9 protein-coding genes are annotated in these 14,874 nt (G+C 39.8%); 8 read left to right on the top strand and 1 reads right to left on the bottom strand.

Annotated features, from left to right (window positions below; all coding sequences use genetic code 11):
* Positions 1-39: 39 nt before the first annotated feature.
* From O3633_RS06875 to O3633_RS06840, 8 genes are all read left to right on the top strand, one after another.
* Positions 40-1,365 carry an ABC transporter substrate-binding protein gene (locus O3633_RS06875; RefSeq protein ID WP_371620810.1) on the top strand — a complete coding sequence of 442 codons (1,326 nt, stop codon included), beginning with the start codon at positions 40-42 and terminating at the stop codon, positions 1,363-1,365.
* A 235-nt stretch (positions 1,366-1,600) separates the two neighbouring features.
* Complete coding sequence (locus O3633_RS06870) at positions 1,601-2,467, top strand: carbohydrate ABC transporter permease (RefSeq protein WP_223338818.1); 867 nt, start codon at positions 1,601-1,603, stop codon at positions 2,465-2,467.
* A gap of 16 nt (positions 2,468-2,483) precedes the next feature.
* Positions 2,484-3,323 carry a carbohydrate ABC transporter permease gene (locus O3633_RS06865; protein ID WP_006153157.1) on the top strand — a complete coding sequence of 280 codons (840 nt, stop codon included), beginning with the start codon at positions 2,484-2,486 and terminating at the stop codon, positions 3,321-3,323.
* A 442-nt stretch (positions 3,324-3,765) separates the two neighbouring features.
* Complete coding sequence (locus O3633_RS06860) at positions 3,766-4,218, top strand: NanQ anomerase/TabA/YiaL family protein (protein ID WP_371620809.1); 453 nt, start codon at positions 3,766-3,768, stop codon at positions 4,216-4,218.
* A 20-nt stretch (positions 4,219-4,238) separates the two neighbouring features.
* A complete protein-coding gene (locus O3633_RS06855) occupies positions 4,239-4,889 on the top strand; it encodes a DUF624 domain-containing protein (protein WP_070460764.1) in 651 nt (216 codons plus the stop codon).
* 164 nt (positions 4,890-5,053) lie between these two features.
* Positions 5,054-5,971: a dihydrodipicolinate synthase family protein gene (locus O3633_RS06850; protein WP_049529758.1), complete on the top strand. Its 918-nt coding sequence runs from the start codon at positions 5,054-5,056 to the stop codon at positions 5,969-5,971.
* Between the two features lie 15 nt (positions 5,972-5,986).
* Positions 5,987-6,871 (top strand): ROK family protein, encoded by an 885-nt coding sequence (locus tag O3633_RS06845; protein ID WP_223140169.1) that lies wholly within the window; start codon positions 5,987-5,989, stop codon positions 6,869-6,871.
* A gap of 321 nt (positions 6,872-7,192) precedes the next feature.
* Complete coding sequence (locus O3633_RS06840; protein ID WP_371620808.1) at positions 7,193-13,450, top strand: SIALI-17 repeat-containing surface protein; 6,258 nt, start codon at positions 7,193-7,195, stop codon at positions 13,448-13,450.
* A 464-nt stretch (positions 13,451-13,914) separates the two neighbouring features.
* Here O3633_RS06840 and O3633_RS06835 read toward each other — a convergent pair whose 3' ends face one another.
* Complete coding sequence (locus tag O3633_RS06835; RefSeq protein WP_371620807.1) at positions 13,915-14,760, bottom strand: MurR/RpiR family transcriptional regulator; 846 nt, start codon at positions 14,758-14,760, stop codon at positions 13,915-13,917.
* Between the last annotated feature and the right edge of the window lie 114 nt (positions 14,761-14,874).

Genomic DNA, 14,874 nt, shown 5'->3' with positions numbered 1-14,874 from the left:
CCGATTCGGATACGCTTATCATCATTTAGGAGAATACAAATGAAATTTAAAAAACTAGCTTGTACAGTACTTGCGGGTGCTGCGGTTCTATCTCTTGCTGCTTGTGGCAAATCAGATGCTAACAAAGATGCTGCTAGCTCTGGTAGTGACAGTGGAAAAACTGAAATCACTTGGTGGGCATTCCCAGTCTTTACTCAAGAAAAAACTGGCGATGGTGTAGGAACTTATGAAAAATCTATCATCGAAGCTTTTGAAAAAGCAAATCCAGATGTTAAAGTTAAACTAGAAACAATTGACTTCAAATCTGGTCCTGAAAAAATCACTACAGCTATCGAAGCTGGAACTGCCCCAGATGTACTTTTCGATGCACCGGGTCGTATCATCAATTACGGTAAAAATGGTAAATTAGCTGAGTTGAACGATCTCTTCACAGACGAATTTGTGAAAGATGTTAACAACGAAAACATCATTCAAGCAAGTAAAGCTGGTGATAAAGCGTACATGTATCCAATCAGTTCAGCACCATTCTACATGGCTATGAACAAGAAAATGTTGGAAGACGCTGGTGTAGCTAACCTTGTTAAAGAAGGTTGGACAACAGATGATTTCGAAAAAGTCTTGAAAGCACTTAAAGATAAAGGATACACTCCAGGTTCATTGTTCAGCTCTGGTCAAGGGGGAGACCAAGGAACACGTGCCTTCATCTCTAACCTTTACGGTGGTTCTGTAACAGACAAAGAAGTTACTAAATACACAACTGACGATCCTAAATTTGTCAAAGGTCTTGAAAAAGCAGCTAGCTGGATCAAAGATGGTTTGTTGAACAATGGTTCACAATTTGACGGTGGAGCAGACATCCAAAACTTTGCAAACGGTCAAACTTCTTACACTATCCTTTGGGCTCCAGCTCAAAACGGTATCCAAGCTAAATTGTTGGAAGCAAGTAAAGTTGAAGTGGTTGAAGTACCATTCCCATCTGACTCAGGCAAACCAGCTCTTGAATACCTTGTAAACGGATTTGCAGTATTTAACAACAAAGATGAAAAGAAAGTTGCTGCAGCTAAGAAATTCATCCAATTCATCGCTGATGATAAAGAGTGGGGTCCTAAAGACGTAGTTCGTACAGGAGCATTCCCAGTTCGTACTTCATTTGGAAAACTTTATGATGATAAACGTATGGAAACTATCAGTGGTTGGACTCAATACTACTCTCCATACTACAACACAATCGACGGATTTGCTGAAATGAGAACTCTATGGTTCCCAATGTTGCAAGCTGTGTCTAATGGTGACCAAGAACCTGCTGCAGCTTTGAAAGCATTCACTGAAAAAGCGAACGAAACAATCAAAAAAGCAGCTAAATAATAAGTCCTAAATAAAAACTGAAATCCCCCCCTTTTCCCTGTGCATATCTGTGTACGAAAAGGGGGGCATTTGTTTAAAAATATAAGCAACTGACAGGTCAAAATTAAAATGAAGTTCTTACATTAGCTAATCTTTAAAAGAATTTCATTTTGATTTTAGATCAATGTCAGATGATAGTCAAAAAACAAAACTATTTGAAAGTGAGGTGCCAATTGTGAAAGTCAATAAAATTCGCATGAGGGAAACAATTATTTCATACGCGTTCCTAGCACCAGTATTAATCTTCTTTACCGTCTTCGTTTTAGCTCCAATGATCATGGGCTTCATCACTAGTTTCTTTAACTACTCGATGACTAGCTTTGAGTTTGTGGGCTTGGACAACTACATTCGTATGTTTAAAGACCCTGTCTTTACAAAATCTTTGATTAATACCGTAATCTTGGTAATCGGATCTGTACCAGTCGTAGTACTCTTCTCACTATTTGTGGCATCGCAAACTTACCAACAAAATGCCGTTGCTAGATCTTTCTACCGTTTCGTTTTCTTCCTTCCTGTAGTCACAGGTAGTGTTGCCGTAACGGTTGTATGGAAATGGATTTATGATCCTCTATCAGGTATTTTGAACTTCGTGCTTAAGTCAAGCCATATCATTAGCCAAAACATTTCTTGGTTGGGTGATAAAAACTGGGCTTTGATGGCGATTATGATTATTCTTTTGACAACATCAGTTGGTCAACCAATCATCCTTTACATCGCTGCAATGGGTAATATTGATAACTCTCTTGTTGAAGCAGCGCGTGTCGACGGAGCAACTGAGTTACAAGTTTTCTGGAAGATTAAATGGCCAAGCCTTCTTCCAACAACTCTTTATATCGCAATTATCACAACCATCAACTCATTCCAATGTTTCGCCTTGATTCAATTGTTGACATCTGGTGGTCCAAACTACTCTACAAGTACTCTTATGTACTACCTATACGAAAAAGCCTTCCAATTGACTGAATACGGCTATGCCAATACTATTGGTGTATTCTTGGCAGTTATGATTGCCATCGTCAGCTTTGTTCAATTTAAAGTACTTGGAAACGACGTAGAATATTAATAGAAAGGAGACAGCTATGCAATCTACACAAAAGAAACCTTTAACAGCCTTCACTGTTATTTCAACCATCTTCTTGCTTTTATTGACTGTACTGTTTATCTTTCCATTCTACTGGATCTTGACAGGTGCATTCAAATCACAACCAGATACCATTATGATTCCACCACAATGGTTCCCTAAAGCTCCAACTATGGAGAACTTCCAACAATTGATGGTGCAAAACCCAGCCTTGCAATGGATGTGGAACTCAGTCTTCATTTCATTGGTAACTATGTTCTTGGTTTGTGCAACCTCTTCACTAGCAGGTTATGTTTTGGCTAAGAAACGTTTCTATGGTCAACGCATTCTCTTTGCAATCTTTATCGCTGCCATGGCTCTTCCAAAACAAGTTGTCCTTGTACCATTGGTACGTATCGTCAACTTCATGGGAATCCATGACACTCTTTGGGCAGTTATCTTGCCTTTAATAGGATGGCCATTCGGGGTCTTCCTTATGAAACAGTTCAGTGAAAACATTCCGACAGAATTGCTCGAATCTGCTAAAATCGATGGATGCGGTGAGATTCGTACCTTCTGGAGCGTAGCCTTCCCTATTGTGAAACCAGGATTTGCAGCTCTTGCAATCTTTACCTTCATCAATACATGGAATGACTACTTCATGCAATTGGTAATGTTGACTTCACGTCAAAACTTGACCATCTCACTCGGGGTTGCGACTATGCAGGCCGAGATGGCAACTAACTATGGTTTGATCATGGCAGGGGCTGCCCTTGCTGCTGTGCCAATCGTAACAGTCTTCCTTGTCTTCCAAAAATCCTTCACTCAAGGGATTACTATGGGAGCTGTCAAAGGATAGTACTCTGCGAAAATTGAATATCGTACAAATTGTTTATCAGTATGCAGCAGTATAGTTGATAGACTAAGAGAATACAGGATATATAAGTGTCTACAAAATGGAGAGGAGTTGGTTACTTCAGGAAGTTTTGTTAGACACTTATAAACTTAATTTTTGACTTTTTAGATACTATTTAGAATAGTTGTTTCCCATCTTAGTGGTATCCAAGATAAGTATGTTGTACTTATCTTGGACGGAATTTTTGAGAGTAAAATAGTTCGGGGAACTATTTTAGCCTGAGCCTAGAAATGAATGAGCGAGGAGCTCAAAAATTAGGTCTTTCATTTCATGGTTTTCTAAAATCATCCACTGGATAATTTTACCTTCCGTCCGCACTATTTAAGGGAAATTATAAAAAGATGAATCAAATTGAAAATAAGTATCAGAAGCGAAGGAAATTACTATGATTTTTGATGATTTAAAAAACATTAGTTTTTACAAAGGAATTCATCCAAATCTCGATAAGGCTATTGATTATCTCTATGAGCATCGTAAAGATAGTTTTGAATTAGGTAAATATGAGATTGATGAGGATAAGGTCTTTCTAGTTGTGCAAGAAAATGTTCTCAACCAAGAAGAAAATGATCGCTATGAGCATCATAAAAAATATGCAGATTTGCATTTGTTGGTTGAAGGACATGAGTACTCTAGCTATGGTTCTCGTGTCAAAGATGAGGCTGTAGCCTTTGATGAAGCTAGTGATATCGGCTTTGTCCATTGTCATAAGCAATACCCACTCTTGTTAGGTTATCACAATTTTGCAGTTTTCTTCCCAGGGGAGCCTCATCAACCTAATGGTTATGCAGGTATGGAAGATAAAGTTCGTAAATATTTATTTAAAATTTTAATCGATTAGTCAGTTAGGAGGAGCAAACAATGGCACATAAAGGATCTGGATTGATAAAAGCGGCATTTGATACGGATAACTTCCTGATGCGTTTTTGCGAGAAAGTTTTAGATATTGTGACGGTTAATCTACTCTTTGTTGTGTCTTGTTTGCCTATTGTGACGATCGGAGTAGCGAAAATCAGTCTCTATCAGACAATCTTTGAAGTTAAGAGTAGTCGACGTGTTCCTGTTTTTAAAACTTATATGAGAGCCTTTAAGCAAAATTTGAAATTAGGTCTCCAGTTAGGTTTGTTGGAACTAGGAATTTTTCTGATTAGCGTTGTTGACTTATCATTATTCTGGGGGCAAACCAGCCTAGGCTTCCAGCTCATTAAAGCCATTTGCTTGGGAATTCTGATATTTTTAACCTTAGTCATGTTGGCTAGCTATCCAATTGCAGCACGCTATGACTTGACTTGGAAAGAAGTTCTTCAAAAGGGCTTGCTTTTGGTCAGCTTTAACTTCGTGTGGTTCTTCTTGATGTTTGCAATTATTTTATTAATCATGATGCTTCTCTATCTATCAGGCTTCACTCTAGTGCTTGGTGGTTCAGCATTTCTACTTTTTGGCTTTGGCCTTCTTGCCTTTTGCCAAGCTGGATTAATGGAAAAATTGTTTGCTAAATATCAAGCAGATTGAAAATGATATGAAACTACTTTCAAACATAAAAAGCTATGGGAGATGAATAGAAATTAAAATCTAAGTGGCTGAGATGTATTGAAAGCGCTTTTCACAAGGTGTATACTAAAATAGTAAAAAATCATCTGCCAAGAGCAGAAAATAAGAAATCTTAGGAGAAATCTATGTCAGATTTAAAAAAATATGAAGGTGTCATTCCTGCCTTCTACGCATGTTATGATGATGCGGGTGAAGTAAGCCCAGAACGTACTCGTGCCTTGGTACAATACTTTATTGATAAAGGTGTTCAAGGGCTTTATGTCAACGGTTCTTCAGGTGAATGTATCTACCAAAGCGTAGAAGACCGCAAATTGATCTTGGAAGAAGTCATGGCTGTTGCTAAAGGCAAATTGACCATCATTGCTCACGTGGCTTGCAACAATACTAAAGACAGTATCGAACTTGCTCGCCATGCTGAAAGCTTGGGAGTAGATGCTATCGCAACAATCCCACCAATTTACTTCCGTTTGCCTGAGTACTCAGTTGCTAAATACTGGAACGATATCAGTGCTGCTGCACCAAACACAGACTATGTCATCTATAACATTCCTCAATTGGCAGGTGTTGCCTTGACTCCAAGTCTTTACACAGAAATGTTGAAAAACCCACGTGTCATTGGTGTTAAAAATTCTTCAATGCCAGTTCAAGATATCCAAACTTTTGTCAGCCTTGGTGGTGATGATCATATCGTCTTTAATGGTCCAGACGAACAATTCCTAGGTGGACGTCTCATGGGAGCAAAAGCTGGTATCGGTGGTACTTATGGTGCTATGCCAGAACTCTTCTTGAAACTCAACCAATTGATTGCAGATAAAGACCTAGAAACAGCGCGTGAATTGCAATACGCTATCAACGCTATCATTGGTAAATTAACTGCAGCTCATGGAAATATGTACGGTGTTATCAAAGAAGTCTTGAAAATCAATGAAGGACTTAATATCGGATCAGTTCGTTCTCCACTTACACCAGTGACCGAAGAAGATCGTCCAGTTGTAGAAGCAGCTGCGGCATTGATTCGTGAAACTAAGGAGCGTTTCCTCTAATCAATAGGAGGCTTTATGACTAATTACGTTGCAATTGATATTGGTGGAACTAATATCAAATATGGTTTAATTGATCAGGATGGACAACTTGTAGAGTCTCACGAAGTAGCGACTGAGGCGCATAAGGGTGGTCCACACATCTTACAAAAGACAAAAGATATCGTCGCTAGCTATCTAGAAAAAGGACCAGTGTCAGGTGTAGCCATTTCCTCTGCGGGAATGGTTGATCCTGATAAGGGTGAGATTTTCTATGCTGGTCCACAAATTCCAAACTATGCAGGAACTCAATTTAAAAAAGAAATTGAAGGAAGCTTTGGAATTCCTTGTGAAATTGAAAATGATGTCAACTGCGCAGGGCTAGCAGAAGCTGTTTCTGGATCTGGAAAAGGTGCAGGAATAACGCTTTGTTTGACCATCGGAACGGGCATCGGCGGTTGTTTAATCATTGATGGCCAGATTTTCCATGGATTTAGTAATTCTGCCTGTGAAGTTGGCTATATGCATATGCAGGATGGGGCTTTCCAAGATCTAGCTTCTACAACTGCCTTGGTTGAGTATGTAGCCAAGGCTCATGATGAGGAAGTGGCTCATTGGAATGGTCGTAGAATTTTCAAAGAAGCTACAGAAGGCAATAAACTCTGTATGGAGGGCATTGACCGTATGGTAGACTATCTTGGGAAAGGTCTTGCTAACATCTGTTATGTTGCCAATCCAGAGGTTGTTATACTAGGTGGTGGTATTATGGGGCAAGAAGCGATTTTGAAACCGAAAATTCGTACAGCTCTGAAAGATGCGCTTGTTCCGAGCTTAGCGGAAAAAACAAGATTAGAATTTGCGCGTCATCAAAATACTGCAGGTATGCTTGGAGCCTACTATCACTTCAAAACAAAACAATCCTAAGTTGGCCTTGCCAATTTAGGATTTTTTAGTCATAAATAGTAAAATAATCATTTAGTAAAAATCTAGTTAAAACTTTGAAAACCCTTGCATTTTTTAATATAACATAGTATATTTATAATAATGCGAAAACTCTAGAAAAATTCTTGCTAATGGAAGCATTATTTTATTTTTTAAAAATGTAAGCGATTTCTACAAAAGGACTTACCAAAAAATAAATAGCTTAGAAGCAGAGTTTTAAGCTAGGGAATCAAACAAAAAATGTCGCCAGCTAAAGCTGGGCTTGGGCAGTAGCTGACTGCTCTAGAAGATTAGGAGTATTTGATGAAACAATATTTTTTAGAAAAAGGGAGAATATTTAGTATTCGTAAACTGACTGTTGGTGTTGCTTCTGTAGCAGTCGGTCTTGCTTTTTTTGCATCTGGTAATGTTGCGGCTAGTGAACTTGTGACAGAACCAAAACTTGAAGTAGATAGTCAAGCAAAAGAAGTGGTAGATGTAGATCATGAAAAAGAAGAAGAAGTTAAGGGAGAAGTAACTGAAAAAACAGAACCTGCTGTCGAGAAAGTGGCAGAGGAAGGGAAAACTGCTGAAGTGGCTGGCGATTTACTCCCTGAAGAAATCCCTGACCGTGCCTATCCTGATACTCCAGTGAAAAAAGTGGATACTGCAGCTATTGTATCAGAAAAAGATAGTCCACAAGTAGAGGCTGAAAGTATCTTAAAAGCGAAGGAAGAAACTCCATCTGAAGCTGGAAAAGAAAATAGAGCCATTATCAATGGTGGACAAGACCTTAAGCGCATCAATTATGAAGGTCAACCAGCAACATCTGCTACTATGGTTTATTCAATCTTTAGCTCACCTTTGGCCAATGGAGGTAGTCAGCGATACCTTAACTCAGGTTCGGGTATCTTTGTTGCTCCTAATGTCATCTTGACAGTGGCCCACAACTTCTTGGTCAAGGATGCGGATACTAATGCTGGTTCTATCCGTGGTGGTGATACGGCTAAGTTCTACTACAATGTAGGTTCAAATACTGCTAAGAATAATTCTTTACCAACTTCAGGGAACACTATTTTGTTCAAGGAAAAGGATATTCATTTCTGGAATAAAGAAAAATTCGGTGAAGGCTATAAGAATGACTTAGCCTTGGTTGTAGCTCCAGTTCCACTTTCAATTGCAAGTCCAAATAAGGCGGCTACCTTTACTCCTCTAGCAGAGCATCGGGAATACAAAGCTGGAGAACCAGTGAGCACAATTGGTTATCCTACAGATTCAACTTCTCCAGAATTGAAGGAACCAATTGTTCCTGGTCAATTGTATAAGGCAGACGGTGTCGTTAGAGATACTGAAAAGTACGATGAAAATGGAGCTGTAGGTGTTACCTATCGTTTGACTTCTGTTTCTGGTCTTTCTGGTGGTGGAATTATCAACGGTGATGGTAAGGTCATTGGGATCCACCAACGTGGTACTGTTGATAATGCGAACATTGCTGAAAAAGATCGCTTTGGAGGAGGGCTTGTCCTCTCACCAGAACAATTGGCATGGGTCAAAGAAATCATTGATAAATACGGTGTTAAAGGCTGGTATCAAGGCGACAACGGCAATCGTTATTACTTTACTCCAGAGGGAGAAATGCTCAGAAATAAGACAGCTGTTATCGGTGAAAACAAATATTCCTTCGATGAAAGTGGTGTAGCGACTCTTCTTGAAGGTGTTGATTATGGACGAGTTGTTGTCGAACATCTAGACCAAAATGATAATCCAGTCAAAGAAAACGATACTTTTGTTGAAAAGACAGAAGTTGGAACTCAGTTCGACTATAACTATAAAACAGAAATTGAAAAGACTGACTTCTTCAAGAAGAATAAAGAAAAATATGAGATTGTATCGATTGATGGCAAAGCTGTCAATAAACAGCTAAAAGACGCCTGGGAAGATGATTATAGTGTTGTGAGCAAGGCTCCTGCAGGAACTCGTGTCATCAAGGTGGTTTATAAGGTCAATAAAGGTTCCTTTGACGTTCATTATCGTTTGAAAGGTACAGACCAAGAATTAGCAACTGCAACTGTGGATAATAACGATGGTAAAGAATATGAAGTTTCCTTTGTTCACAGATTCCAAGCCAAAGACATTGCAGGCTACCGTGCAGTCAATGAAAATCAAGAAGCAACAATTCAACATAAAGGAGTGAACCAAGTTATTTTTGAATACGAAAAAATTGAAGATCCAAAACCAGTAACTCCTGCAACTCCAGTAGTGGATCCAAAAGACGAAGAAACAGAAATTGGAAACTATGGACCACTACCAAGCAAGGCCCAATTGGACTACCACAAGGAAGAATTGGCTGCCTTCATCCACTATGGAATGAATACCTACACCAACTCTGAGTGGGGAAATGGTAGAGAAAATCCTGAGTACTTTAATCCAACAAATCTTGACACAGACCAGTGGATTAAGACTTTGAAGGATGCTGGGTTCAAACGAACAATCATGGTTGTCAAACACCACGACGGTTTTGTGATTTATCCATCTAAATATACAGACCATACGGTGGCTGCAAGTCCATGGAAAGATGGTAAGGGTGACCTTCTCGAAGAAATCTCTAAATCAGCGACTAAGTATGACATGAATATGGGTGTTTACCTATCACCATGGGATGCTAATAACCCTAAATATCATGTTTCAACTGAAAAAGAGTATAACGAATACTATCTCAACCAACTCAAGGAAATCCTTGGAAATCCTAAATACGGAAACAATGGTAAATTTATCGAAGTCTGGATGGACGGTGCGCGTGGTAGTGGAGCTCAAAAAGTAACCTACACCTTTGACGAATGGTTCAAGTACATCAAGGAAGCTGAAGGAGATATCGCTATCTTCTCTGCACAACCGACAAGTGTCCGTTGGATCGGTAATGAACGTGGTATCGCTGGAGATCCGGTTTGGCATAAGGTTAAGAAAGCTAAAATCACTGACGATGTGAAGAATGAATATCTCAACCATGGAGACCCAGAAGGAGATATGTACTCTGTCGGTGAAGCAGACGTTTCTATCCGTTCAGGTTGGTTCTACCATGATAATCAACAACCAAAATCAATCAAAGATTTGATGGATATCTACTTCAAGTCTGTTGGTCGTGGAACGCCGCTTCTTCTCAATATTCCACCAAACAAAGAAGGTAAATTCGCAGATGCAGACGTGGCTCGCTTGCAAGAATTCCGAGCAACCTTGGATCAAATGTATGCAACTGACTTCGCCAAGGGAGCAACTGTAACGGCAAGCTCTACCCGTAAGAATCACTTGTATCAAGCAAGCAACCTAACCGATGGTAAGGATGATACTAGTTGGGCATTGTCAAATGATGCGAAGACAGGTGAATTTACTGTCGATCTCGGTCAAAAGAGACGCTTTGACGTAGTCGAACTCAAAGAAGATATTGCTAAAGGTCAACGTATCTCTGGATTTAAGGTTGAAGTTGAGCTAAATGGTCGCTGGGTTCCATATGGAGAAGGTTCGACTGTTGGTTATCGTCGTCTTGTCCAAGGTCAACCTGTAGAAGCCCAAAAGATTCGTGTGACTATCACGAATTCACAAGCAACTCCTATTTTGACAAACTTCTCTGTTTATAAGACACCAAGTAGTATCGAAAAAACAGATGGCTATCCTCTAGGCTTGGATTACCATTCAAACACAACAGCTGACAAAGCAAATACAACCTGGTATGACGAATCTGAAGGCGTTCGTGGAACATCCATGTGGACCAATCAAAAAGATGCTAGCGTAACCTACCGTTTCAATGGAACTAAGGCTTATGTCGTATCTACAGTGGATCCGAATCACGGTGAAATGTCAGTTTATGTGGATGGTCAAAAGGTTGCAGACGTACAAACGAATAATGCAGCTCGTAAACGTAGCCAGATGGTTTATGAAACAGATGACTTGGCTCCAGGTGAACATACCATCAAACTCGTTAACAAAACTGGAAAAGCTATTGCAACTGAAGGTATCTACACGCTCAATAATGCTGGTAAAGGTATGTTTGAGTTGAAAGAAACAACCTATGAAGTTCAAAAAGGTCAACCAGTTACTGTAACCATTAAACGTGTTGGTGGTAGCAAAGGAGCTGCAACAGTTCATGTCGTGACTGAACCAGGAACAGGGGTTCATGGTAAAGTTTATAAGGATACAACAGCTGATTTGACCTTCCAAGATGGTGAAACAGAAAAAACGTTGACCATTCCGACAATTGACTTTACGGAGCAAGCTGACTCTATCTTTGACTTCAAAGTGAAAATGACGAGTGCTTCAGACGAAGCTTTGCTTGGCTTTGCTTCAGAAGCAACGATTCGAGTGATGAAAGCTGAATTGCTTCAAAAAGATCAAGTAAGTCATGATGATCAGGCAAGTCAACTTGACTATAGTCCAGGTTGGCACCATGAAACCAATTCATCAGGTAAATACCAAAACACTGAGTCTTGGGCATCGTTTGGTCGTTTAACAGAAGAGCAAAAGAAAAATGCTAGCGTAACAGCCTACTTCTACGGAACAGGTCTTGAGATCAAAGGATATGTGGATCCAGGACATGGTATCTACAAAGTAACGTTAGACGGTAGAAAAGTCGAGTATCAAGATGGCCTAGGTAATGCTTCTGAGTACAACGGTAAGAAGTACTTCAGTGGGACAGCTGCCACACGTCAAGGTGATCAGACTCTCGTTCGTCTGACAGGGCTTGAAGAAGGTTGGCATGCTGTAACCTTGCAATTGGATCCAAAACGTAATGATACTACAAGAAACATTGGTATCCAAGTTGACCAGTTTATCACTCATGGAGAAGATAGTGCTCTTTATACCAAAGAAGAGTTGCTTCAAGCTATGAAGAACTGGAAGGATGAATTGGATAAATTTGATCAAACAAGTTTGAAGAACACTCCAGAGGCGCGTCAAGCCTTCAAGTCAAACTTGGACAAATTATCAGAGCAACTTTCAGCAAGTGATGCTAAACCACAAGAAGTTCTGAAAACAGCTACAGTCTTGCAAACGATCCTTGATAAAGAAGAAAACTACGGTGTCGAAGAAACGCCAGCCCAACCAGAAGAGCCTAACTATGATAAGGCTATGGCAAGTCTGGCAGAGGCCATTCAAAACAAGAGCAAGGAACTAGGTGATGATAAGGAAGCTAAGAAGAAACTAGTTGAGTTATCAGAGCAAGCTCTTACTGCTATTGAGGCAGCTAAGACTCAGGATGCGGTAGACAAAGCCTTGCAATCAGCTCTAACTTCTATCAACCAGCTTCAAGCGACTCCAAAAGAAGAACCAAAACCAGAGGAACCAGCTCAACCAGAAGAGTCTAAGATTGACTACGATAAGGCTATGGCAAGCTTGGCAGAGGCTATTCAAAACAAGACCAAAGAACTAGGTGATGATAAGGAAGCTAAGAAGAAACTAGTTGAGTTATCCGAGCAAGCTCTTACTGCTATCGAAGCAGCTAAGACACAGGATGCAGTAGATAAAGCCTTACAAGCAGCTCTAACTTCTATCAACCAGCTTCAAGCGACTCCAAAAGAAGAACCAAAACCAGAGGAACCAGCTCAACCAGAAGAGTCTAAGATTGACTACGATAAGGCTATGGCAAGCTTGGCAGAGGCTATTCAAAACAAGACTAAAGAACTAGGTGATGATAAGGAAGCTAAGAAGAAACTAGTTGAGTTGTCAGAACAGGCTCTTACTGCTATTGAAGCAGCTAAGACTCAGGAGGCAGTCGATAAGGCCTTACAAGCAGCTTTAACTTCTATCAATCAACTCCAAGCGGCTCCGAAAGAGGAAGTAAAACATTCAAATCTTCCAACTGAAGGTGTTAAAGAATTGAGCTTTACTCAACCAAGTCTTGAGGTAGTAGAAGAAGCTATCAACTTCAAGACTGTTAAACGAGAAGATCCAACTCTGCCAGAAGGTGAAACTCGTGTAACTCAGGTAGGTCGCGCAGGCAAGGAACGTATCTTAACAGAAGTAGCACCAGATGGAAGCCGTATTGAAAAACTGCGTGAAGTTGTTGAAGTGGCGCAAGATGAGATTGTGCTAGTCGGAACTAAGAAAGAAGAATCAGGTAAAACAGAGGCAGCTATCCATGAAGTACCAGAGTTTACTGGAGGTGTAAATGGTTTGGAAGCAGCTATCCATGAAGTACCAGAGTTTATTGGTGGTGTAAATGGTTTAGAAGCAGCTATCCATGAAGTACCAGAGTTTACCGGTAGTGTGAATGGCTCTGAAGCAACTGACCACAGAGTTCCAAACTTTGAAGGAGGAGTTCTTGGTGGACAGGCACCTATTCATCAAGTACCTGGATTTGCTGGAGGTGTAAATGGTTCTGAAGCAACTAACCATGAAGTCACTACACACAAGGATGAGCAGTCACATGTGGTTCAAGCTATATCACAAGATAAGACTTATCAAGCACCTGTAAATCGTCAAAATATTCTCCCTGAGACAGGCGCTAAAGAAACGGCTACTCTTGCAAGTTTGGGAGCTGTAGGAGCACTTCTTGGTCTAGCTGCAATAGGAAAGAAAAAAGAAGACGAATAGAGTCTGTCAAACTCAAGAAATACTGTTGAGGAAGTATAGATTTTGTGGAAATTATTGCAGAATATTAAAGAAATTGCTGTAATAACTGTCCAAACTTTAGAGATTGAAACCAATAACTAATCTCAATTATAAAAAGCGAACAAAATGAGTTTTCTGAAAGTCAGAATTTCGTCTTGTTCGCTTTTTTATATCAAGAATCAGGTGTAGAGTTCTATGTGTATAAGTCATCAGTTATAGGACTTGAGCAAACTAATACTCAATGAAAATCAAAGAGCAAACTAGGAAGCTAGCCGCAGGCTGCTCAAAGCACTGCTTTGAGGTTGTAGATAAGACTGACGAAGTCAGTCACATATATAATCCAAGGTGAAGCTGACGTGGTTTGAAGAGATTTTCGAAGAGTATAAAAACCAGCGACTTTAATCGCTGGTTACTCATATGATTATTCACTTGAAAGGGATGAGGGCTTATCTAGACCTTCTATGTCTACGATAGCCATTTAGTTTTTTATTTTCCCAATAACTGTTAAAGATTTTTTCTTTACTTTCACGATCAATTTCTAGGAAATAAGCATAGAGTAGATCGATTGAGATCAACATAGGAAGTTGGGCAGAAATGCGTTGGATATAGGAAGCCTGACTCTGGCTTGCTACCAATACAGTTTCTGTGAAGCCCTGAGTTTCCTTGCTAGGCGTACTAGTAAAAAGAACAGTTCTAGCCCCCATGTCTTGAGCGTCTAGTAGACTGTCAATGATGGATGGAGTTGTTCCTGAAAGGGAGAAACCAAAGACCAAACATTTTTCATCGATGATACTAGTTGTCCAGGCGAAACCATCTGGATCTGTTAAAGCTTCACAAACGACTCCAAGTCTCATGAAACGCAATTTCATCTCACGCGCAACGAGGCCAGAACTTCCAGTCCCAAAAAAATAGACGCGTTCTGATTGATCAATCATTTGGGCAATACGCTCCAGTTGGTCATCATCAATCAATTCTTGTGTCATTTCTCGGATATTTGTATAGCTTCTCAAGACTCTTTGTGTCAAAGGATTCATATCTTGTTGAGGAACGGAAAGGGTATCCTTTTGTTGTTGGTATTTGAAAATAAATTCCCGATAGCCCGTAAAGCCACATTTTTTGGCAAAACGAGTGAGAGCCGCCTGAGAAATATGAAGTTTTTGAGTGACCTGTTGAGAAGACAAGTCATCATGAATGGTATCTGCCTGCAAAAAATAGCGGGCAATCTCTTGCTCTAAATCGGTCATTTCTTCAAAATGAAGATCAATAATCGTAGAGATGTCTGGCTTGTTCATGGGACTCCTTTGTAGTTATTTGTTAAACATTATTTGTCAATAAAACCTAACAAATAAAATAGCGCTTACTTCTATTATACCACAGTTGCTTTGTTTTTGGGATAAAAAGGAAAA

This window comes from Streptococcus sp. 27098_8_22 (genome assembly GCF_041432415.1).
Taxonomy (GTDB): domain Bacteria; phylum Bacillota; class Bacilli; order Lactobacillales; family Streptococcaceae; genus Streptococcus; species Streptococcus pseudopneumoniae_M.
The sequence above is the reverse complement of the archived record's forward strand: the minus strand, read 5'-3'. Positions and strand labels throughout refer to the sequence as shown.

What these genes read in the sequence shown, in the direction of transcription:
- O3633_RS06835 (WP_371620807.1), bottom strand. Translation starts at nt 14,760, where the DNA reads ATGAACAAGCCAGACATCTCTACGATTATTGATCTTCATTTTGAAGAA.
- O3633_RS06845 (WP_223140169.1), top strand. Translation starts at nt 5,987, where the DNA reads ATGACTAATTACGTTGCAATTGATATTGGTGGAACTAATATCAAATAT.
- O3633_RS06865 (WP_006153157.1), top strand. Translation starts at nt 2,484, where the DNA reads ATGCAATCTACACAAAAGAAACCTTTAACAGCCTTCACTGTTATTTCA.
- O3633_RS06840 (WP_371620808.1), top strand. Translation starts at nt 7,193, where the DNA reads ATGAAACAATATTTTTTAGAAAAAGGGAGAATATTTAGTATTCGTAAA.
- O3633_RS06850 (WP_049529758.1), top strand. Translation starts at nt 5,054, where the DNA reads ATGTCAGATTTAAAAAAATATGAAGGTGTCATTCCTGCCTTCTACGCA.
- O3633_RS06870 (WP_223338818.1), top strand. Translation starts at nt 1,601, where the DNA reads ATGAGGGAAACAATTATTTCATACGCGTTCCTAGCACCAGTATTAATC.
- O3633_RS06875 (WP_371620810.1), top strand. Translation starts at nt 40, where the DNA reads ATGAAATTTAAAAAACTAGCTTGTACAGTACTTGCGGGTGCTGCGGTT.
- O3633_RS06860 (WP_371620809.1), top strand. Translation starts at nt 3,766, where the DNA reads ATGATTTTTGATGATTTAAAAAACATTAGTTTTTACAAAGGAATTCAT.
- O3633_RS06855 (WP_070460764.1), top strand. Translation starts at nt 4,239, where the DNA reads ATGGCACATAAAGGATCTGGATTGATAAAAGCGGCATTTGATACGGAT.